The organism is Pseudomonas sp. Pseusp9 (genome assembly GCF_059491265.1).
This window is the reverse complement of sequence record NZ_CP168500.1, coordinates 927,122-948,043: the sequence shown is the minus strand read 5'-3', so window position 1 is coordinate 948,043 and position 20,922 is coordinate 927,122. Positions and strand designations below refer to the sequence as shown.

The 20,922-nt window shown below is 62.2% G+C and carries 20 protein-coding genes and 1 pseudogene; 12 read left to right on the top strand and 9 right to left on the bottom strand.

The window, feature by feature from the left end; genetic code table 11:
• Window positions 1–91 precede the first annotated feature (91 nt).
• From ACEN8E_RS04195 to ACEN8E_RS04185, 3 genes are all read left to right on the top strand, one after another.
• Window positions 92–583, top strand: coding sequence for a P-loop NTPase family protein (locus ACEN8E_RS04195; RefSeq protein WP_495591553.1), 492 nt, complete (start codon window positions 92–94; stop codon window positions 581–583).
• A gap of 207 nt (window positions 584–790) precedes the next feature.
• On the top strand, window positions 791–1,045 hold the full coding sequence (locus ACEN8E_RS04190; RefSeq protein WP_057716335.1) for a type II toxin-antitoxin system prevent-host-death family antitoxin: 255 nt from the start codon (window positions 791–793) through the stop codon (window positions 1,043–1,045).
• Entirely contained in the window at window positions 1,042–1,296 is a 255-nt protein-coding gene (locus ACEN8E_RS04185) for a Txe/YoeB family addiction module toxin (RefSeq protein WP_495591552.1), read from the top strand. Before ACEN8E_RS04190 ends, ACEN8E_RS04185 begins: the two co-directional genes overlap by 4 nt.
• 8 nt (window positions 1,297–1,304) lie before the next feature.
• Here the strand turns inward: ACEN8E_RS04185 and ACEN8E_RS04180 are convergent, their stop codons facing one another.
• On the bottom strand, window positions 1,305–2,480 hold the full coding sequence (locus tag ACEN8E_RS04180) for an aspartate aminotransferase family protein (protein ID WP_495591551.1): 1,176 nt from the start codon (window positions 2,478–2,480) through the stop codon (window positions 1,305–1,307).
• Window positions 2,481–2,582: 102 nt separating this feature from the next.
• Between ACEN8E_RS04180 and ACEN8E_RS04175 the strand changes: the two genes are divergently transcribed.
• Window positions 2,583–3,500, top strand: a complete 918-nt coding sequence (locus tag ACEN8E_RS04175; protein ID WP_495591550.1) for a LysR family transcriptional regulator — start codon at window positions 2,583–2,585, stop codon at window positions 3,498–3,500.
• A 23-nt stretch (window positions 3,501–3,523) separates the two neighbouring features.
• Here ACEN8E_RS04175 and msrA read toward each other — a convergent pair whose 3' ends face one another.
• From msrA to ACEN8E_RS04155, 4 genes and pseudogenes are all read right to left on the bottom strand, one after another.
• Window positions 3,524–4,231, bottom strand: a complete 708-nt coding sequence (gene msrA / locus ACEN8E_RS04170; RefSeq protein ID WP_495591549.1) for a peptide-methionine (S)-S-oxide reductase MsrA — start codon at window positions 4,229–4,231, stop codon at window positions 3,524–3,526.
• A 30-nt stretch (window positions 4,232–4,261) separates the two neighbouring features.
• On the bottom strand, window positions 4,262–6,037 hold the full coding sequence (locus ACEN8E_RS04165) for a cytochrome c biogenesis protein DipZ (protein ID WP_495591548.1): 1,776 nt from the start codon (window positions 6,035–6,037) through the stop codon (window positions 4,262–4,264).
• A 33-nt stretch (window positions 6,038–6,070) separates the two neighbouring features.
• Window positions 6,071–6,589: a peptide-methionine (R)-S-oxide reductase MsrB gene (gene msrB, locus ACEN8E_RS04160; RefSeq protein WP_495591547.1), complete on the bottom strand. Its 519-nt coding sequence runs from the start codon at window positions 6,587–6,589 to the stop codon at window positions 6,071–6,073.
• 103 nt (window positions 6,590–6,692) lie between these two features.
• Window positions 6,693–6,800, bottom strand: a pseudogene (locus ACEN8E_RS04155) (outer membrane lipoprotein carrier protein LolA); the annotation flags it as partial.
• Window positions 6,801–6,863: 63 nt separating this feature from the next.
• On the opposite strand from ACEN8E_RS04155, the gene ACEN8E_RS04150 reads away from it, so the two are divergent.
• The gene (locus ACEN8E_RS04150; protein ID WP_413420947.1) at window positions 6,864–7,583 is read left to right on the top strand and encodes a response regulator transcription factor; all 720 of its coding nucleotides are present in this window, start codon (window positions 6,864–6,866) and stop codon (window positions 7,581–7,583) included.
• Entirely contained in the window at window positions 7,580–9,100 is a 1,521-nt protein-coding gene (locus ACEN8E_RS04145; RefSeq protein ID WP_495591546.1) for a sensor histidine kinase, read from the top strand. Before ACEN8E_RS04150 ends, ACEN8E_RS04145 begins: the two co-directional genes overlap by 4 nt.
• A 149-nt stretch (window positions 9,101–9,249) precedes the next feature.
• Here the strand turns inward: ACEN8E_RS04145 and ACEN8E_RS04140 are convergent, their stop codons facing one another.
• The 4 genes from ACEN8E_RS04140 to ACEN8E_RS04125 all read right to left on the bottom strand — a co-directional run bounded on the left by ACEN8E_RS04140 (window position 9,250) and on the right by ACEN8E_RS04125 (window position 14,383).
• Window positions 9,250–10,005 (bottom strand): class II aldolase/adducin family protein, encoded by a 756-nt coding sequence (locus tag ACEN8E_RS04140; RefSeq protein WP_495591545.1) that lies wholly within the window; start codon window positions 10,003–10,005, stop codon window positions 9,250–9,252.
• Complete coding sequence (locus ACEN8E_RS04135) at window positions 10,002–10,952, bottom strand: CobW family GTP-binding protein (RefSeq protein WP_495591544.1); 951 nt, start codon at window positions 10,950–10,952, stop codon at window positions 10,002–10,004. The genes ACEN8E_RS04140 and ACEN8E_RS04135 overlap by 4 nt, the downstream gene beginning before the upstream one ends.
• The gene (locus ACEN8E_RS04130) at window positions 10,949–12,697 is read right to left on the bottom strand and encodes an amidohydrolase (protein WP_495591543.1); all 1,749 of its coding nucleotides are present in this window, start codon (window positions 12,695–12,697) and stop codon (window positions 10,949–10,951) included. Before ACEN8E_RS04130 ends, ACEN8E_RS04135 begins: the two co-directional genes overlap by 4 nt.
• A gap of 81 nt (window positions 12,698–12,778) precedes the next feature.
• Window positions 12,779–14,383 carry a 5-guanidino-2-oxopentanoate decarboxylase gene (locus ACEN8E_RS04125; RefSeq protein WP_495591542.1) on the bottom strand — a complete coding sequence of 535 codons (1,605 nt, stop codon included), beginning with the start codon at window positions 14,381–14,383 and terminating at the stop codon, window positions 12,779–12,781.
• Window positions 14,384–14,533: 150 nt separating this feature from the next.
• Between ACEN8E_RS04125 and ACEN8E_RS04120 the strand changes: the two genes are divergently transcribed.
• The 6 genes from ACEN8E_RS04120 to ACEN8E_RS04095 all read left to right on the top strand — a co-directional run bounded on the left by ACEN8E_RS04120 (window position 14,534) and on the right by ACEN8E_RS04095 (window position 20,825).
• A complete protein-coding gene (locus ACEN8E_RS04120; protein ID WP_495591541.1) occupies window positions 14,534–15,439 on the top strand; it encodes a LysR substrate-binding domain-containing protein in 906 nt (301 codons plus the stop codon).
• Between the two features lie 389 nt (window positions 15,440–15,828).
• Entirely contained in the window at window positions 15,829–16,920 is a 1,092-nt protein-coding gene (locus tag ACEN8E_RS04115; RefSeq protein ID WP_495591540.1) for an ABC transporter ATP-binding protein, read from the top strand.
• A 91-nt stretch (window positions 16,921–17,011) separates the two neighbouring features.
• Window positions 17,012–18,124, top strand: a complete 1,113-nt coding sequence (locus ACEN8E_RS04110; protein ID WP_495591539.1) for an ABC transporter substrate-binding protein — start codon at window positions 17,012–17,014, stop codon at window positions 18,122–18,124.
• 10 nt (window positions 18,125–18,134) lie between these two features.
• Window positions 18,135–19,007: an ABC transporter permease gene (locus ACEN8E_RS04105; protein WP_495591538.1), complete on the top strand. Its 873-nt coding sequence runs from the start codon at window positions 18,135–18,137 to the stop codon at window positions 19,005–19,007.
• Window positions 19,008–19,014: 7 nt separating this feature from the next.
• On the top strand, window positions 19,015–19,842 hold the full coding sequence (locus ACEN8E_RS04100; RefSeq protein WP_495591537.1) for an ABC transporter permease: 828 nt from the start codon (window positions 19,015–19,017) through the stop codon (window positions 19,840–19,842).
• A gap of 278 nt (window positions 19,843–20,120) precedes the next feature.
• On the top strand, window positions 20,121–20,825 hold the full coding sequence (locus ACEN8E_RS04095) for a hypothetical protein (RefSeq protein WP_495591536.1): 705 nt from the start codon (window positions 20,121–20,123) through the stop codon (window positions 20,823–20,825).
• The last annotated feature ends 97 nt before the right edge of the window (window positions 20,826–20,922 follow it).

Below are 20,922 nucleotides of genomic sequence, written 5' to 3'. Positions count from 1 at the left end.
GAGCAGGCTCGCTCCCACAACTGGATCGGGAGCAGCAGTAATATCAGGTCAACTTGCAAACAGTTGCTCCCACATTTGAACGGTGTCGCCCATGGACCTCACCCGAACCCTGATCATCGGCAACTCCGGCTCCGGCAAGAGCTGGCTGGCACAGCGGCTGGCCGAGCAACTACACACCCCCTGGACCGACCTCGACCAGATTCACTGGCTGTCCGACGAACACAGCATCCCTCGCCCCCGAAACGAAGCACTGGGAATGGCACGCCGCGTGGCAAGTGAAGAGCGCTGGGTGATCGAAGGAGTCTACGGCTGGATCATCAGCGAAATCCTCCACCGGGCCACGGCGCTGATCTGGCTGAGTGTCAGGGACGAAGAATGCGTGGCCAACATTCGACAACGCGAGGCCGGACGCGATGAACAGGACCTGTTGCTGATCGCCTTGCTGGAATGGGCGGGCAGCTATCGCCAACGGCAGGAGTCCAGTGGGTTTGCGGCGCATCAGCAACTATTCAAGGGGTTTTGCGGTGCGAAAATCCGGCTGGAAGATCGGGAGAAAATCACCGCACTGGTTCGTCACTCGTAAGCATTCGGAGCTGTGGTCGGACACAAGCCTGTTGGATGGCATGTAGCTCAGAATGGGATTACACCTGTCTCGGAAACGTCCTGAGGAACATTCAGCGATACTTGATACAAATGTGGATGCACTTCTACGTAACAACCACTCGTAGGTATCGCCTTGCTAACATGTACTCATTTCTGTACGTTCTCTGCATCAAGCGAGGACAAACACATGGAAACCATCAACTACACCAACGCTCGGGCACATCTGGCGCAAACCATGGACCGGGTGAATGAAGATCGCGCCCCGCTACTGGTAACTCGTCAGAAAGGCGAGCCGGTAGTGATGATGTCATTGGCCGAATACAACGCTCTCGAAGAGACCGCCTATCTGCTCCGTTCCCCAGCCAACGCTGAGCGCTTGATCAAATCAATCGGTAACCTGCGAGCCGGCAAAACCAAAGCCAGGCAACTGATTGAAGAATGAATATCGAGTTCACCCCTGAAGCCTGGGATGATTACCTCTGGTTCCAGCAGAACGACAAGGCAGGGCTCAAACGTATCAACCTGTTGATCAAGGCTATCCAACGTGAGCCTTTCGACGGCCTTGGAAAACCCGAACCGCTCAAGCATAACTTGAGCGGGTTCTGGTCACGCCGGATTACGGCTGAGCATCGACTGGTCTACGCCATTGAAGACGGAGAAATACGTGTCGTGATGTGCAGATACCATTACTGAACCGAGCCTCAGCCCGCTTTCACTACCCGCCCCACCCCCCTGACAATCATCTCCACCTCCCGCTCATCAATGGTCAGCGGCGGCAGCAGGCGAATGGTCTTCCCCCGCGTGACATTGATCAGCAAGCCATGATCCCGTGCCGCGATCAAACTCAGGTCACGGATCGGTTGCTTGAGCTCGATACCAATCATTAGCCCCTGACCACGAATCGCCATGACATTCGGGTTACCCGCCAACTCTGTGCGCAATCTGTCGAGCAGGCGCTCGCCCTGACGCCGGGCGTTTTCCAGCAGCCCTTGTTCTTCAACGATCTCCAGCACCGTGCAACCGACCCGGCAAGCCAGCGGATTACCACCGAAGGTGCTGCCGTGACTGCCCGGCGTAAACAGTTCGGCCGCCTTGCCACGGGCCAGGCAAGCACCGATGGGCACGCCGTTGCCCAAGCCTTTGGCCAGGGTCATGACGTCCGGGACGATGCCTTCGTGCTGGAACGCGAACCACTGGCCGGTGCGGCCGATACCGGTCTGGATTTCATCGAGCATCAACAGCCACGAGCGCCGGTTGCACAATTCGCGCACGGCGCTGAGATAGCCCGCTGGCGCCAGTTGCACGCCGCTTTCGCCCTGGATCGGCTCCATCAGCACCGCCACGATCCGCGAGCCATAGGCCTGTTGCACCTTGTCCAGCGCATCGAGGTCGCCGAACGGCACTTTGACGAAATCCCCCGGCAGCTTGTTGAACCCCAGGCGTACCGCCGGGCCATCGCTGGCAGACAATGTGCCGAGGGTGCGGCCGTGGAATGCGTTCTCCATGACCACCACCAGCGGCTGCTCGATGCCTTTGTGCCAGCCATGCAACCGGGCGATTTTCAGTGCGGTTTCATTGGCTTCGGCCCCGGAGTTGTTGAAAAACGCTCGGTCCATGCCCGCCAGCCGGGTCAGTTGCTGCGCCAGCCGTTGTTGCCAGTCGATGCTGTAGAGGTTCGAGGTGTGCAGCAGCAGCCCGGCCTGCTCGGTAATCGCGGCAACGATTTTCGGATGGGAGTGGCCGACGTTGGTCACCGCCACACCGGCGACCGCATCCAGGTATTCGCGACCGGCCTGATCCCACAGGCGAGTGCCCAGGCCCTTGTTGAAACTCAAGGCCAGGGGTTGGTAAGTGCTCATCAGGCAGGCGGCGGTCATGACATCAAGCTCCAGCAAGGGTCGGTGTTTTTGCAGTATGGTTAGCCACCAGAACTGGATAAACACCGCAAAACTTCAATCATTTAAAAGCAGAGCTTGATAATGGATTTATTCCAGGCAATGAACGTTTACGTCAAAGTGGTGGAGACCGGCAGCATGACCGCCGCCGCTTTGCAGTGCGAAATGTCCACGACCATGGTCGGCAACCACCTCAAGGCCCTGGAGCAACGGCTGGGTGTGCGCCTGCTCAACCGCACGACGCGGCGCCAGCGGCTGACCGAGTTCGGCGCCGCGTATTACCAGCGTTGCCTGGAAGTGTTGGGGCTGGTGGCCGATTCCGAGCGCCTGGCCGAACAGGCGCTCGACGAACCGAGCGGCACCTTGCGCATCACCGCCCCCTTGACCTTCGGTACCGAGCGCCTGGCACCGGCACTGAGTGAGTTCAGCCTGCAGAACCCGCGGGTGAAACTCGACGTGGTACTGACCAACCGCCGCCCGGATCTGCTGGAAAACGGTCTGGACGTGGCGTTTCGCCTCGGCGCGCTGGAGCCTTCCAACCTGATCGCCCGCCCGCTGATCGACTACACCCTGACCATGTGCGCATCACCGCAATACCTGGCCCGTCGGGGCACTCCGCAAACACCTGAAGACCTGCGACAGCACGACTGCCTGTCCTTTGCCTATCCGGCCGGCGATGACTGGCAATCGGTGCAAAAGGAATGGCGCCTGGCCGGCCCCGATGGCGAAGTCAGCGTGGGGGTCAGCGGGCCGATGCTGATCAACAGTTCGGCCGGTTTGCATCAGGCGGCGCGGACCGGCATGGGCATCGTGATGATGCCCGACGCCTTGGTCGAGCAAGACCTCAAGGACGGAAAGCTGGTGGCCTTGATGCCCGATCACTGCCCGCCCAGTCGGCCGATGCACCTGGTCTACGCCCAGGATCGCCACCGCTTGCCGAAGTTGCGCCGTTTCGTCGAATTCGCCATGCAGATGTGGGGCAAGCACCCGTCGGCCGAATAGGCCATGCAGTATCTGATCGCCATTTACATCCCCGCCTTCACCAGCACCGGTTGCTCCTGATAGCGATTCGGGTACAGCTGTTTCAACTGCGCGACCTTCGGCAAATCGTTGATCACGATGTACGGATAGGTCGGGTGTTCGGTCAGGAAGTCCTGATGTTCTTCCTCCGCCGGGTAGAAACCGTTGAAGGATTCGAGCTTGGTGACGATCGGCTTGTTGAAGACATGAGCGGCGTCGAGCTGAGTGATGTAGGCCTGTGCGACCCGCTGCTGCTCAGTGCTTTTGGTAAAGATCGCCGAGCGATACTGGGTGCCGCTGTCCGGTCCCTGGCGGTTGAGTTCGGTGGGGTTGTGCGCCACGGAAAAGTAGATTTGCAGCAAGGTGCCGTAGCTGACCTGGCCGGGATCGAACGTGACTTCGACCGACTCCGCATGGCCGGTATTGCCGCCGCTGACGCGCTCGTATTGCGCGGTATTGGCCGCCCCGCCCGCATAGCCGGAGACAGCGTTTTTCACACCTTTGACATGCTGGAACACCCCCTGGACGCCCCAGAAGCAGCCGCCGGCGAACACGGCGGTTTCGCTGCGGGCCTGGGTGGTTTCGTCGAGGGCCGGCGGTGGAATGATGACCGCCTGTTCGGCACCACCGAAAGAGAAGGCCGAGCATTGGCTGATGATGCCGGCAGCCGCCAGCCCCAACAGGGTACGGCGCCAGGTGAAGAGGGTTTTCATGGGGCAAACTCCTGAAGCGTTGAACAGTGATCAGCCGAAGGTGAAGGCGTACGCCGACGCACCCGGATCAAGAAACTCGATGCTGAAGGTCCGATCGGTCACGCCGCCGCTCTGCCGCACCAGTTGATACAAGCGCTGGTCCGTCACGGTGCCGCTGCCGTCGGGTGCCACGTCCATGCCGTGGTCTTCGCCCGGCGCCTTGCCGTCGATCAGCACGTTGAAGCGCACCGGTTTGCCATCGGCGCCGGGGCCAAGCACCAGATGCAAGTCACGCGCGTGGAAGCGATAGACGATGCGGCTGGCCGCTGCGCTGGCCGTGGCCCGCTCCGGGCCGACATGCCATTGGCCAGCCAAACTCCAGTCGTTGAGGGCCAGTTGCGCCGGTGGGTTGTAGGCCGCGACCTTGTCCGGCGCCAGCGCGGTTTCCGGCACGAAATGCTCCGCACGCTGATAGCCGACGTAGGTTTCCGGTGATTGCACTTCGTTGTTGTCCGGGGCCATTTGCACACCGTCGGCCTTGGCACTGATCAGCCCGTCCGCGACATTGGCCGCACCTGCTTCGCGCAGCAATTGCTGGATGACCCGTTCCGACTCGGCGTACTCGCCTTCGCCGAAGTGGTGATAACGGATGCGTCCCTGGGCGTCGGCAAAGTAATGCGCCGGCCAGTATTCGTTGTTGAAGGCGCGCCAGATCCTGTACTCGTTATCGATGGCCACCGGGTAGTTGATGCCCAGATCCTTCATGGCTTTGGTGACGTTGTTGACGTCACGCTCGAAGGCAAACTCCGGCGCATGCACGCCGATCACCACCAGCCCCTGATCGCGATACTTCTCGGCCCAGGCTTTCACATAGGGCAACGAGCGCAGGCAGTTGATGCAGGAGTAGGTCCAGAAATCCACCAGCACCACCTTGCCTTTCAATGCCTGGGCATCGAGGGGTGGCGAGTTGAGCCATTGCACGGCGCCCTCCAGCGACGGCAGATTGCCTTCGACCGGCAAGGTGCCCGGGGTCTTGTCTGCCACCGGCATCGCCCCTTCGGCGGCCGGGTTTTGCGCCTTCATCGCCTCGCTGCTACGCGGTGACTTGCCGCTCAGTTTTTCCACCAGCGCTTGCTCGATACCACCGGTCGACGCCGTGGAAAACCGCGCCAGAACCCCTGTGTCCAGCCCCAGGGCAATCGCCGCGACACCGGCCAGCATCGCCGCGCCGAGTCCGCGACGCAGCCATTCGCCCGCGCCAATCGAGCGTTTCATTGCCGTGAAGACTTTGCCGCCCAACAGCAACGCCAGCGCGAGGGAGGTGGCTGCACCTGCGGCGTACGCCAGCAGCAAAAAGGTGGTTTGAATGCTCGCCCCTTGCAGCGCCGCGCCGGTCAGCAACAGGCCGAGGATCGGCCCCGCGCACGGCGCCCACAGCAGGCCGGTGGCCACACCGATCAGCAACGAAGCCGCGGGACGTGGCCGCGCATCGGCGCCCGCGGACTCCGACAAACGGCTGCCTGCTGCCACTAACGGTCGGGTCAGCCGTTCGGCCAATTGCGGCAGCAACAGCGTCACACCGAACAGCGCGACGAACACCAGCGCCAGCCAGCGCCCGTACTGATTGAGCTGCACCACCCAACCACCGCCCACCGCCGCCAATGTGGCGACCAGCGCAAAGGTCAGTGCCATCCCTGTCAGCAGCGGCAATCCGCTTTTGACGAAGGGTTGCCCGGTGCGGGCGAAGACAAACGGCAACACCGGCAGAATGCACGGGCTGACAATCGTCAGCACACCACCGAGATAAGCGAGGACCAGCAGCCACATGGCGATTACCTGCAAAAAGTGAGTGAAAGGGAATCACACCGTCTTCGGCACGAATTTCATCGCCAGGCCATTCATGCAGTAACGCAGGCCGGTGGGTTTCGGGCCGTCATCGAAGACATGCCCCAGATGCCCGCCGCAACGCCGGCAGTGGACCTCTTCGCGGACCATGCCGAACGTACGGTCCTGGCGGGTGGCCACGGCCTTGTCCAGCGGTGCCCAGAAACTCGGCCAGCCGGTGCGGCTGTCGAACTTGGTCGCCGAGGAAAACAACGGCAGGTCGCAACCGGCGCAGGCGAAGGTGCCATCGCGGTGCTCGTTGTTCAGCGGGCTGCTGTAGGCCCGCTCGGTGCCTTCTTCACGAAGGATTTCGTACTGCTCGTCGCTCAGGATCGCGTGCCATTCACTGTCGCTGTGGGTCACTTCGAATGCCTCCGCTGCGCTGACTTCACTGATCAAGGCCGAGCCTGTGGAAAACTTCGGCAACAGGCCGATCGCCACGGCTGCAACCCCCAGCCCGCCGCTCGCTACAAGAAATTGCCGTCGTGAAAACATGCTCGCCTCCAAAAAATCCAGGGGTGTTTCATGGAGCACAGCCTAGGCTTTGGGTGATCGCCAAATCCTCACGGGAAGTTAAACAATTCGTGATAACTCGGGCGCCGAAAAACCCGCACAATGCCTGTGCCACTGTAGGAGCGAGCCTGCTCGCGAAGAACCTGAGGGCGCCACGGGGTGTCAGGTGTCCCGCGTTATCGTTGGCCTCCATCGCGAGCAGGGCTCGCTCCTACAGTATTGGCAATACGCACAATGCGCCGAAGGATTGAAGTGGATGGAACAGACCAAACGAGTCCTCGTGGTCGAGGACGACCTGCACATCGCCGACCTGATCTGCCTGCACCTGCGTGACGAGCAGTTCGAGGTGGTGCACAGCGCCGATGGCGATGAAGGCATGCGCCTGCTGCAGCAAGGCAACTGGGATGCACTGATCCTCGACCTGATGCTGCCCGGTGTCGACGGCCTGGAAATCTGCCGCCGCGCCCGCGCCATGGCGCGCTACACGCCGATCATCATCACCAGTGCGCGCTCCAGCGAAGTGCACCGGATTCTCGGCCTCGAACTGGGTGCCGACGACTACCTGGCCAAGCCCTTCTCCATGCTGGAGCTGGTGGCCAGGGTCAAGGCGCTGCTGCGCCGGGTCGATGCCATGGCGCGCAACCTGAAGATGGATGCCGGCAGCCTGCTCACCGATGGCCTGGCCATCGACCCGATCACCCGCGAAGTGTCCCTCGACGGACGTCGCCTGGACCTCACGCCCCGGGAGTTCGATTTGCTGTACTTTTTCGCCCGACAGCCCGGCAAGGTGTTCTCGCGCATGGACCTGCTCAATGCCGTGTGGGGCTACAGCCACGAAGGCTACGAGCACACGGTCAACACCCATATCAACCGCCTGCGCGCCAAGATCGAGGCCGATCCGGCGCAACCGGTGCGCATCCTCACGGTCTGGGGCCGCGGCTACAAATTCGCCACCGGTGAGGAGTCGCAGCCATGAGGCTGACCCTGACGCAACGCCTGTCCCTGGTGTTCGCCGTGCTGCTGCTGGTGTGCTGCGGCACGTCGGCGTGGATGCAGGTGCGTTCCAACCAGATGCATGAGCAGGAAGTGGTGCAAGGCTTGTCCCGGGACCTGGCGCAGCACATCGCCCGCGACACGGTGCTGATGGACACCCAGGGCCTGATGCCCAATGCCGTGCGCGATCTGTTCAGCAAACTGATGCAGGTCAACCCGAGTGTCGAGGTGTACCTGCTCGATACCCAAGGCAAGATTGTCGGCAGCGCCGCGCCCGAGGGCCGGATTCGTCGCGAGCGGGTCGACCTGGCGCCGATCCAGCACCTGCTGCGGGGCGATGCCCTGCCGATTCTCGGCGACGACCCGCGCAGTGTCGATGCGCGCAAGGTGTTCAGCGCTGCACAGCTGAAGGTTGATGGCAAGCCGGCCGGTTATCTCTATGTGGTACTGCTTGGTGAGGATCACGACCGCCTGGCCGAACGCGGCGCGACCAGTGCGGCGCTCAACACGGCACTGTGGTCCATCGGACTGGTGGCGCTGCTGTGCCTGATTGCCGGCCTCACGGCGTTTGCCTTGATCACCCGGCCATTGCGCCGCCTGACCGAAACGGTCAGTCAGTTCGACATCGACGGCGTTCCGGTCACACCGGCCCTGCCCGTCACGCAGGAAAAAGCCGCCAGCCACGATGAAATCGCCGTGCTCGATGCCGCATTCCGGCAGATGCAGGCCCGCCTGGGCGAACAATGGCGCTCCTTGACCCGCCAGGATCAGGAACGCCGCGAACTGGTGGCGAACATCTCCCACGACCTGCGCACGCCGCTGGCCTCGCTGCATGGTTATCTGGAAACCCTGTCGCTCAAGGACGCCACGCTGTCCCCTGCCGACCGCCGTCGCTACCTCGGCATCGCGCTGGACCAAAGCCGCAAGGTCGGCGGTCTGGCGCAGTCGCTGCTGGAGCTGGTGCGGCTGGAACACGGCTTCGTGCAACCGGTGCTGGAACGCTTTTCCCTGACCGACCTGGCCCAGGACATCTTCCAGAAATTCGAACTCACCGCCGAAGCGCGCAAAGTCGAACTCAAGGCCACGTTCGCGCCAAATGCCTCGGCGGCCTGCGCGGACCTCGGCTTGATCGAGCGGGTGCTGACCAACCTGTTCGACAACGCCCTGCGCCATACCCCGTCCGGTGGCGAAGTCGAACTGGGCCTGCGCCCGCAAGGCTCATTCATCGAAGTCACAGTCAGCGATACCGGCCCCGGCATTGCTCCGGAATTGCGCGAAGGCCTGTTCCTGCGCCCGTTCAACATCGGTGGCGCACGACGCGATGGCGGGCTGGGGCTGCGGATCGTGCATCGCATCCTGCAATTGCACGGGCGCGAGATTCAGTTGATCGATGTACCGGGGCGGGGGGCGACGTTTCGTTTTTCATTGCCGATCGATGAAGAGACCGCTTCGGCTTTGGCGGAGCGGTCGATGAACCTGAATACACCGCGGCAAGCCTGAAAGGTTGTGGTGCCTGACAGGCCGCTTTCGCGAGCAGGCTCGCTCCCACAGGGGATTTGCCCTGTACGCAGATGTTGTGACACCCCCGATCAACTGTGGGAGCGAGCCTGCTCGCGAAGGGGCCAGCCCGTTCAATACAAGAGTTGGGGCTAGTCGCGATACCCCGGAGCCGCCCGCTCAAGCATGCGCAGCAACGCCGCCCAGGCCAGTTGCATGGCATCCGGGTCAGCCAGCTCCCCCTCTTCCAGCGCCCGCGCCGGATCATTGAACTGACGCTCGGTGTGCGCGCACACCTCAGCCGGTGGCAGTATGACCTCTCCCGCCGCCATGGCCGCCAGCTGAATGTCACAGGCCTTTTCCAGGTAGTACATGCGCATGAATGCCTGCCCTACGGTCTCGCCGACAGTCAGCAACCCATGGTTGCGCAGCAACAACACCGGCTTGTCGCCGATATCCTGCACCAGGCGCTCTTGCTCGCTCAGGTCCAGCGCGACACCTTCGTAGTCGTGGTAAGCGACCCGACCATAAAACTCCATGGAAATCTGGTTCACCGGCAACAACCCGCACTTCAACGCCGCCACCGCACACCCGGATCTGGTATGGGTGTGCAGCACGCATTGCGCATCCTCCCGCGCACCGTGGATGGCACTGTGGATCACGAACCCGGCCGGATTCACCGGGTACGGCGATGGCTCCACGGCGCGGCCATCGAGGTCGATCCTGACCAGGTTGGACGCAGTGATCTCGTCGAACATCAGCCCGTAAGGGTTGATCAGAAAGTGATGCTCCGGCCCCGGAATGCGCACCGAGATATGGGTGAAGATCAAATCGGTCATGCGAAAGTGCGCAACCAGGCGATAACAGGCGGCCAGTTCTTCGCGCAAACGCTGCTCTGTCAATGTCATGCCCCAACGCCCTCTTTCACGATGCAGTCTTCCAGCCCTTGCGCCAATGCCTCCCAGCCATCGAAGCCGCGGCGAGCGATGAACACCAGGCGCGTGGAGCTGGCCTGGGCGTCATCCGCCGCCGGCAGAAACTGACTGCGGGTGCCGACATGTTGCAGCCAGTGCGCCGTGCTGCCCGGCGTCAGCAGCACCAGGCCCTTGACCCGGAAGACATCACCGGGCAGCGCCTTCAGCCAGCCACGCAAGCACTCGACATCGAGGGCCGCGTCGCGCTGCCACAACCAGCTGCTGAACATCTCGCCGTGATTACCATCAGCCACCCGCGTCAGCGGTTTCTGCGCCCGAGGCTCAAGGTCCAGGTCGGTGTCGAGCCACAGCGCATCGGGCAATTCGGCCTGCACGCTTTCATGCACCCGAGTCCGGGCACCCAAAGCTTCGCGCAACGTCTGCAACTGTGATTCGTCGACCAGATCGGTCTTGTTCAGCAACAGCAAGTCGGCAGCGGCCACCTGCGCCCGAGCCAAACGCGCGTACTCACCCTCGAGTTGCAGATGGCGGGTGGCGTCGACCACGGTAATCACCATATCCAGTTGCATCTGGCTGCGCAGCTGCGGATAGGCCAGGGTCTGCACGATGCGCTGCGGATCGGACACTCCGCTGCACTCGATGACGATGCGCTCCAACTTTGGATCAAGCTGCGCCAGGCTGCCAAGTTGCGCCAGCAGGTCCTCCTGCACGGTGCAGCAGATGCAGCCGTTTTGCAGGCTGTACACGGCGTCGGTGACTTCGGAAACGATGGCCGCATCGATGTTCAGCTCACCGAAATCATTGACGATCACCGCCAGCCGGCTGCCTTCGGCACGGCGCACCATGTGGTTGAGTAGCGTGGTTTTACCGGCGCCGAGAAACCCCGAAACGACGGTCACGGCGATGCGTGGGGAAGTCATTCTGCCTTGCCCTCCAGCACCGGTGGTTCGCCCCGCCACACGGCCTTGAGGCCGACGGCTTCCAGTGTCGAATGGCGGTCGTAGACCAGTTGCCCTTCAACGAAGGTCAGCAGTACCTGGGTCTTGTGAATGTAGTTGCGCGCCGGAGCAGCGAACAGGTCGCGGTCGATGACGATCAGGTCCGCCGACTTGCCCGTTTGCAGGCTGCCGGTGCTGTGTTCCAGGCCCATGGCCACGGCGCCGTTGCTGGTGATCACGGTCAGCGCCTGCTCGAGGCTGATCGGGTCGCCGAAGCAGGCCGGGTCGTCGTTCCACGGGTTCTGCCGAGTGATCATGGTTTCCAGTGCCAGCCATGGGTCGATGGACGCCACCGGCCAGTCGGTGCCCATCACCGCTGTGCCACCGGCGGCGAGGACGCCTTTGAAATCGTAGATGCGCTTGAGGCGTTCCTGACCGTAGCCGGAACGCGCACCGCTGGCGAACGGTGTCGGGTACCAGGCGGCCGGGGAAAATTCGGCGATGACATTCAGTTCCTTGAAGCGCGGCAGGTTGCCGGGGTGCAGCAAGGTGCTGTGGGCGCACTGGTGGCGCACACCGCTGAAGCCGTTGCGACGACGGGCCTCGGCCACGGCATCGAGGAACACGTCGGAGGCGCCGTCGCCGGTGCAGTGGGCAATCACGCGGATGCCCTTGCGGTCCATGTCCACCACCATGTCGGTGATGTGTTCCGGGGTCAGGTTGAGCTTGCCGCGCCAGCTCGATTCCTGCGGCCATGGGGTCAGCAGGTACGAGGATTTCGGCTCGACCGTACCGTCGAAATGGAACTTCACCGCGTTGGCGCTCAGACGCGCGCTGCGGTAATAGTGACGTTCGCCGGCCAGCAGTTCCCAGCGACGGCGCACCGGAAAAATATCGTCCTGCCAACTGATCGCCGCTTCGATGCGCACCGTCAGTTCGCCGCTGTCGTCCAGTTCCTTGAGGGCCTGCAAACGCTGTTCGCAGACGTGCACGTACTTGCTCGCGGTGACGCCACGCGAGCTCTGGAAATGCACGCCATCGCGATAGGCGCGACGCAGCACGCTGACCGGAGTCGGTGGCATGGCGGCGTGGATCATCGCGTAGGCGCCGTCGATCATCAGGCCAGTGGGTTCGCCGGTCAGCTCGTCACGCTCGAAATAACCGTTGCGCGGGTCGGACGTGTGACGGTCGATACCGGCCAGCGCCAGGGCCTTGGAGTTGACCATCATGGTGCCCCACATACGGTCGAGCAGCGCCACCGGGCGATCCGGCATGACGCTGTCGAGCCACTCGCGGCCCGGGGTCAGGCCGGCCTCGCGGAAGGTGTAGCGCACCCAGTATTGGCCGTAGATCCAGCCGTCGCCGGGATGGCTGTCGGCGTAGGCGAGAATGCTTTCGCGCAGCTGTTCCGGGGTCGGGTCTTCGATGCCGACGTCGAGGTCATCGGCGTAGCGCGGCGCCAGGGCGAGGTCGGGGTGAGTGTGCATGTCGTGCAGGCCTGGCATGCAGAACGCGCCTTGCAGGTCATGCACGCGAGTGTTCGGGCCCTTGAACATCTCGATCTGGCCGAGGCTGGCAACTCCGATCAACTTGCCGTCGCGGATGGCCACGGCCTCGGCCCACGGGTTGGCCGGGTCCTGGGTGTAGATGCGACCGTTGGCCAGGATCAGGTCGGCGTAGGTCCCCTGCACGGAATGGGTAGAGGAAAAGTTATCGGACTCAGCCATGTAAGCCACCTTTGAGTTCAGGGAGATTGAAAGGTCCACCGGGCGCCGGGCGCATCGGGGACCTGAAAAATTGTTGTTGTTTTAGTCCGCCAGAAACGTTGCGGCGTCGACCTCGATCATCACCGGTTCATCGCTATTGCCGAGTTGCCCCAGCAGCTCGCGCAAACCGGGCAGATCGCTTACCCGGTGATGGCTGACGTGGCAGCTTTGCGCGAGGGCGGCGAAGTCCGGCGTGAGGATGTCCACCCCCAGCAACGGCACCGCCTTGGCATTCATGTAGTCGCGGATTTCCGCGTAACTGCTGTTGTTCCACAGCAACAGGATCACACCGACACCGGCCTCTTTGGCGGCGATCAGTTCGGCACTGGAAAACTGCAAGCCACCGTCGCCGACCAACGCCACCACCGGGCGCAGGGGCTGGGCGAGTTTGGCGCCGATGGCGGCGGGCAAACCGTAGCCGAGGGTGCCGTAGCCACTGCCAGCGTTGAACCAGCTGTTGGGAGTTGGCGCCCGGTAGCCGAGGGCGCCCTGGTACACCGGCTGGGTCGAATCGCCGACGATCAGCGGCTGCGGCAAGTGATCACGCAGGGTATCGAGCAGCAGTTGCATGCGTGATTGTCTGGCGCTCCAGCCGGCGCGCTCGATGGCATTGACGCGAGCCACCCGCTGATTCGCCCAGGTAGCGTCTGCCTCACGTTGCGGCAGTCGCGCCAGCAGTGCGCGCAGGCCCTGTTCGGCATCGCCCAGCAACCCGACCGTAGCGTTTTGCACGCCGAGCACTTGCAGCGGGTCAATGTCGAGACGAATCAGTGGCGCGTTGAACGCCAACGGACCGAGGCCGAAAAAGTCATAGTCGGTTTCTCCCAGCTCAGTGCCGACCGCCAGCACCACGTCAGCCTCGGCGAACAGCTCGCGGCCATGGGCTGACGACTGCACGCCGTCGAGCAACAGCGGATGTTCGGGGCCCAGCAAGCCGCGGGCATTGGTGGTCAGCGCCGCCGGGGCCTGCAGACGTTCGGCCAGCGCGGTCAGGGTTTGCGCCGCCCGGCGCGCCCCACCACCGGCCAGGATCAATGGACGCTTGGCATTGCTGATCAGGGCAATCGCCGCATCGATGGCTTCCGACGCCGGGGCCGGCGCGGTAGGCAACGAGCGCGGGCGCAGGTCCAGGCTGTCGGCCGACATCTCCAGCACATCCAGCGGAATCTCGATGTGCACCGGACGCGGCCGGGTACAGCCAAACAAGGCAAAGGCCCGCGCCAGCACTTCCGGTAATTGCGCCGGGTTTTGCAGCGTATGGCTGAAAGCGCAGACCCCGGCGACCAGCGCGCGCTGGTCCGGCAGTTCATGCAGATGACCATGGCCCAGGCGCAGGTGTTCACGACGGTTGCAGGTGGAGATCACCAGCATCGGCACCGAGTCGGCATAGGCCTGGCCCATGGCGGTGATGATGTTGGTCATGCCCGGGCCGCTGATGATGAAGCACACCCCGGGCTTGCCGCTGGCACGGGCATAACCGTCGGCCATGAACCCGGCACCCTGCTCGTGGCGCGGGCTGATGTGCTTCAGGCGACTGCCGTGCAGGCCACGATACAACTCGACGGTGTGCACGCCGGGAATGCCGAAGACGGTTTCAACACCATAACCTTCCAGCAACTGAACGAGCGCCTCGGCACAACGGGTCATGCAGCACCTCTTGGATAAAGGGCCACACCGGCCCAACGACGAATGGAGCTAGTATTGTTGAATCAACCGATACAACAATCGATTTTTTTTGGCCTGACTGTTCGATTTACGTCACCATATAGGCCAGCCAAAACAATAACGGGATGATTTATGCGCTTTCCTTCGATGACAGCCCTTCGCGCGCTGGATGCGGTTGCCCGCCTGGGCAGCGTGTCGGTCGCGGCCCGTGAACTGAACCTGACCCGCAGCGCCATCAGTCACCAGATCAGCAAGCTTGAGGAGTGCGTCGGTTTTGCCCTGACCGAGCGTATTGGCCGGGGTATCGGCCTGACCTGGCAGGGCGAACGTTATGCGCGGGAAGTGCACGGGATTCTGTTGAACCTGCTCGATGCCGGGCAGTTGGTCGACGACCAGGAAATCTCCGGGCGGCTGTGCGTCAGCTGCGCGCCGGGGTTCGCCACCTATTGGCTGTGCCACCACATCGGTGCGTTTCTACGCCAATACCCGCAAGTGCAACTCCAGCTGATCTCGCCCCGTACGCCGGATGACACCAACAACCCGGCCGTCGACCTGTTCATCGCCTACGGGATTGGCGACTGGCCGGAGATGATCGTTGAAGAGATCGTGGCACTGCGTTTCTTCCCGGTGTGCAGCCCGCGTCTGATCAACGCCTTGAGCGGCCTGAAGAGCCCGCAGGAACTGAGCAACTACCCGTTGCTGCACATGACCGACTACTCGGACTGGCGCGTGTGGCTGACCGCCGCCGGCGCTTCCGGGGTCAACGCGGGGAGCGGCATCCTGTTCTCCGATGCGCACTGCGCACAGTCCGCCTGCATTGCCGGCCAGGGCATCGCCATCGGCGACAACCTGATCAGCGGCGATGCGTTATCCAAGGGATTGCTGGTGCGACCGTTCGACATCAGCATCGATTTGCACCGTGGTTATTACCTGGCCACTGACCCGCAAAAGGCTGACCGCGCAGTGGTCCAGGCCTTCGGCAACTGGGTCAAGACGCAGCTCCAATCGTCCCACCAGACCTGGCAGGACACCCTCTAAAACTCACCGCATGCCCTGTGGGAGCGAGCCTGCTCGCGAAAAAACCCGACGCACCGCGGGGTGACAGGTTTCCCGCGTCATCGTTGACGACCATCGCGAGCAGGGCTCGCTCCTACACAGGGCCTGCCTGCAGACCTGGCAGCACACCCTCCCCTGTAGGAGCGAGCTCGCTCGCGAAAAAATCCGACGCACCGCGGGGTGCCAGATTTCACGCGTAATCGTTAGCGACCATCGCGAGCAGGGTTGGTATTGAGTAATTTAACTAACCAATAAGGGCAAAATAATTCCATTGATGTAGCGATATTTTTAACAATAATGAGCCCAAAGCCCATGTCGGATTTGCATCCGTCCTCGTACGTCATGTGGGCAATAAAAAGAGGAACCTCATTGTGTCCAGCCATTCAGCGATTCAGCTCAGCGCTCAAGGTATCAGCCAGTATTACGGCCGTTTCGCGGCGCTGGACAACGTCGATCTCGACGTTCGCCAAGGCGAGTTTCTTACCCTGCTGGGTCCGTCCGGCTCGGGCAAGACTACCTTGCTGATGATACTGGCCGGTTTCCTCAGCCCGACCTCGGGCAAGCTGATGGAGCAAGGCATCGACATCATCAGGCGCCCAGCCGAGCAGCGGAATTTCGGCATGGTGTTCCAGGGCTATGCGCTGTTCCCGCACATGAGCGTGGCCGACAACGTGGCCTACCCGTTGCGCATCCGCAAAGTCCCCGCCGAAGAACGCAACCGCCGGGTCAAACACATCTTGGAAGTGGTCGGCCTCGGTGCGCACATGCACAAGAAGCCCGCCGAGATGTCCGGCGGCCAGCAGCAGCGCGTGGCGATTGCCCGGGCGCTGGTGTTCGAGCCGGAATTGCTGCTGCTCGACGAGCCGCTGTCGGCACTGGACAAGAACCTGCGCGAACAGCTGCAAACCGAGTTGCAACGCATCCACCGTCAGGTCGGCACCAGCTTCGTATTCGTCACCCACGACCAGAACGAAGCCCTGGCGCTGTCCTCGCGCATCGCGATTTTCAACCACGGCAAGCTGACTCAGGTCGACACCCCGGAAAACATCTACAACCGTCCCGAAAGCCGTTTCGTCGCCGAGTTCCTCGGCAAGATGAACCTGTTCCCGCTGGATAACCTGACCCGCAACGGCCAGACCGCCAGCGGCCGCTGCGGCACCAGCGTGTTGCATGCCCAGGCCCCGAACGCACTGAGCCAGGCGCCCATCGTGCTGGCCGTGCGCCCCGAGCACATGGAACTGCACAGCGAGTGCCCGACCCGCGATGGCTACAACGTCATGCCCGCGCAACTCACCGACAAGGTCTACCAGGGTTCCAGTACCCATCTGGCGCTCAAGGTTGGCGGCGACACGCTGCCGATCAACCTGTCCGTGCCCGGCAATCACCCGGGCGCGTCGATGCCCGGCGGCGCTCCGGTGTGGCTGAGCTGGCCCGTGCAGCAAAGCTTCCTGCTACAGGCCTGAACCGGCAAAAACTTGCGTCACAAAGCTCTCTCTTAATGACAACAAAAAAGGCCGGTGTCCGCTGCGACACTCGCTGCTTGAGGACTTGCCCATGCGCCAGGATCACCAACAAGACTGCATCGAAGTGCTTATCGAAAAGGCCCGTGACGGTCAGATCAACCGTCGCACCTTCATCCAGGCCATGGGCCTGCTGGCCGCGGTGCCATTGGCGCTGCGCAGCGGCATCAGCTGGTCGGCGGACAAGCCGCTGGTGGTGGTCAACTGGGGCGGCGATGCCCTGAATGCGTTCCGCTCGGCATGGACCGACACCTTCACCAAAAACACCGGCATCCAGGTGCGCATCGACGGCGCCGGCCCGACCGAGGGTGCAATCCGCTCGCAACTGGCCAGCGGTCAACCAAGCTGGGACGTGGTCGACGTCGAGAGCTACAGCGCCATCGTGCTGGGCCGGGAAAAGATCCTGCAACCACTGGACTACAGCACCATCAAGCGCGATCAGGTGGCCCCGGCGCTCGCCTCCGATTTCGGCATCGCCAGCTACCAGTTCAGCTACGTCATGGCCTGGGACAGCGCCAAATTCGGCGACAACGGACCGAAGACCTGGGCCGATTTCTGGGATGTGAAGAAATTCCCCGGCAAGCGCACGCTGTACAAATGGATGAACGGCATGCTCGAGGCGGCCCTGCTCGCCGACGGCGTTCCGGCTGACCAGTTGTACCCGCTGGACGTGCCACGAGCGATGAAGAAGATCGACGAGATCAAGCCTCACGTGCTGTCGTTCTGGAGCTCGGGCGCCGAGAGCCAGCAACTGATGGTCGACGGCGAAGTGTCGGTGGGTGCGATCTGGCACACCCGCGCCAAGCTGCTCAGCGAAGACACCGACAACCGCGTGCGCTGGAGCTTCGACAACGGTTTCATCAACTCCAGCAGTTGGGCGGTGCTCAACGGCAACCCGGGCGGCACGCAGCCGACCATGCAGTTCATCCAGCAAGCCTTGCAGCCCGAAGGCCAGCTCAAACTGTTCGAACTGCTGGGCAACGGGCCATCCAACAGCGCCACGGAAAAACTGATGTCGGCCAAGCAACTGCAAGCCAACTGTGCTTCCGAAGAAAACCTGAAAAAACAGATCGCTCTCAACGCCCAGTGGTACGCCGACAACTACTCCAAAGCCCTGGAAGAGTATCTGACGCGGTTGTCCAAGTGAGCCATCGACCATGACTACGACCCTGACCACAACCCTGACCAGCCCCAGACCCCGGTTCAGTTCGCCGGGGCTGGAGCGCGGCTTGCTGTTGTTTCCGCTGCCGGTATTGCTGCTGGTGTTCTACGTGTTGCCGTTCCTCGGCGTGGTCGGCTGGAGCTTCTCGCTGCCTGCTCCAGGCATCGAGCAGTACCAGCGCATCGCCACCGACCCGGCGATCCACGAAATGCTCTGGCGCACCCTGCGCCTGTGCCTGACGGTCAGTGGCCTGGCCTTGATGATCGGTTATCTGCTGGCCTACTGCTGGGTGTTCAGCCCGCCGTTCTGGCAGCGCGTGGTGGAGATCTGCATCTTCATTCCGTTCTGGATTTCCGTGCTGGTGCGGGCCTTCGGCTGGCTGATCGCCCTGCGCAGCAACGGTGTGCTCAACAACGGCCTGATGGACATGGGGTTGATCGATCAGCCGCTGCAACTGAGCCGCAATGAAATCGGCGTGGTCATCGGCATGCTCCACGTGATGATCCCTTATGCGGTGTTCCCGCTGCTGTCGACCATGCGTCAGCTCGATCAACGTGTGCTCATGGCGTCTCGCGGCCTGGGTGCCGGTGCCTTGCGCACCTTCTGGCAAGTGCTGCTGCCGCAGACCCTGCCGGGCATTCTGGGCGCGTTCATCATGGTCTTCGTGTTCTGCCTGGGCTTCTTCATCACCCCGGTGCTGTTGGGTGGCGGGCAAACGGTGATGATTGCCGAATACGTGTTCCTGCAAATGTTCCAGACCAGCAACTGGGGTCTGGGTGCTGCACTGAGCGTCGTGCTGTTGGCTTTGGTCAGCGCATTGATCTGGGTGCTGCTGAAAATGACCCGCGTGAACCGACTGGTAGGTTGAGATCACTATGAATACCCATCGCACAAGCCTGAGTACGCGGTTGCTGGCCGTGGTCGCCATGGCCTTCATGCTGTTCCCGCTGCTGACGGTCATTCCCGTGTCCTTCACCAGCAAACGCTTCCTGTCGATGCCCGAAGGCAACTGGTCGCTGCGCCACTACGAAGCGCTGGTCAGTAACCCGGACTGGTTCCACGCGATCAGCCAGAGCCTGACCATCGCCTTCGCCACCAGCCTCATCGCCACCTTGCTGGCCGCCAGCTTCAGCCTCGGCATCTGGTACATGCGTTCGAAACTGGCCACGGCTTTGATCGGCCTGGTGCTGTTGCCGATGGCGATTCCGCCGGTGATTTCCGCGCTGGTGCTGTACTTCATGGAAACCAGGCTCGGTCGTTTCGCACCCGGCATGGGCTACGACACCCTGACCGGTGTGGTGATTGCCCACGTGATCATGGTGGTGCCGTACGGCGTGGTGACCATGCTGGTTGCCTTGAGCCAGATTGACCGGCGCATCGAACTGGCCTCGCGCAACCTCGGGGCCAGCCTGATGCAGACCACGTTCATGGTGATTTTGCCGAACCTGAAGCTGGGCCTGGCGTCCACCGCCCTGCTGGGCTTCGCCCTGTCGTGGGAAGAAGTCGCGGTGACGCTGTTTGTCACCAGCGTGAACGTCGACACCCTGCCAAAGCGCATCTGGAGTGGCCTGCGCGATAACGTCGACCCGAGCGTCGCGGCGATTTCGGTGTTGTTGATCTCGCTGACATTGCTGGTGCTGATCGGGCGGCTGGTGGTGCAACACCTGGCGGATAAACGGGCGCAGAAGCTGCAGCATTCCTGATCTCAACCTGTAGGAGCGAGCCTGCTCGCGATGGACGACAGAACAACGCGGGGCGTCAGGCTGCCAGCGTTATCGTTGACGTCCATCGCGAGCAGGCTCGCTCCTACAGGGGGCCAGAGCGATCGCGTTATTGTCAGCGTCCATCGTAATAGGCAAAAACATGACCAGCCGCCCGTTGATCCGTGACAACACCGTCCCGGTCCAATAGATTAGTCGGCCTGAAAAAGCCCCCGGGCTTTTTCGCCCCTATTCAAGTTCAAAGAAGTAGTGAAATTTCAATGTCCGATTCCAACACCGCTGAATCCGTAGTCACCTTGTCGTCCAAAGCGGAATACGAAAACTCCATCAATCTTTCACAACACGTACCCCAGGCGAAAACCATCAGCGAGATGGTGCTGGACGCTTTCCAGTCCACCCGCGAAAGCGAGCAGATCCGCGAACTGCGTACTGCGATCCGTCAGGCCCACGACAGCTTCGACGATGACAAAGCCTACGAACTGATGGGTCAACTCAAGCAGCTCAAGGACGCCGAGGCCGCCGACATCGCCGCCCTCGAAGACCTGAGCAGCAAATTCCCGATCAGCCGCATCCTGTCCAGCTTCAAGGACGACCCGGCGTTCCAGGAAATCGTCTACGGCCTGGCCCTGAAGGTGTTGAACCAGACGCATCAGGCCATCAGCAACCCGAGCGGCGGCAAGAGCAAAGCGGCCAAGGCCAAGAAGGAAGTCGAAGTGTTCACCATCAGCAAGGACGGCATGAGTGTCACCTTGCCGCTGCGCACCCCGCGCTCGCGCCTGAATGTCGACCGTGAGGCCCTGGAATTCCTCGGTTTCACCTTCGTTGGCGAAGGCGAAGAGGCGGAACTGGAAAGCGAGACGTTCCTGGACAACAGCGGCGCCGAGCAAGCGGTCAACCGCAAGAACATCATCACCGCCCTGCAGCAACAGACCGCGTTCGACGGCTACAGCATCGCCGCGCAGTAAGGCGTCCCTCGCCACAAGGTCCTCAGGGACTGACTCAAGAGCCCCGCCATCCGTGCGGGGCTTTTTATTGCCCGTGATTCGGGCAAATCCGCCATTA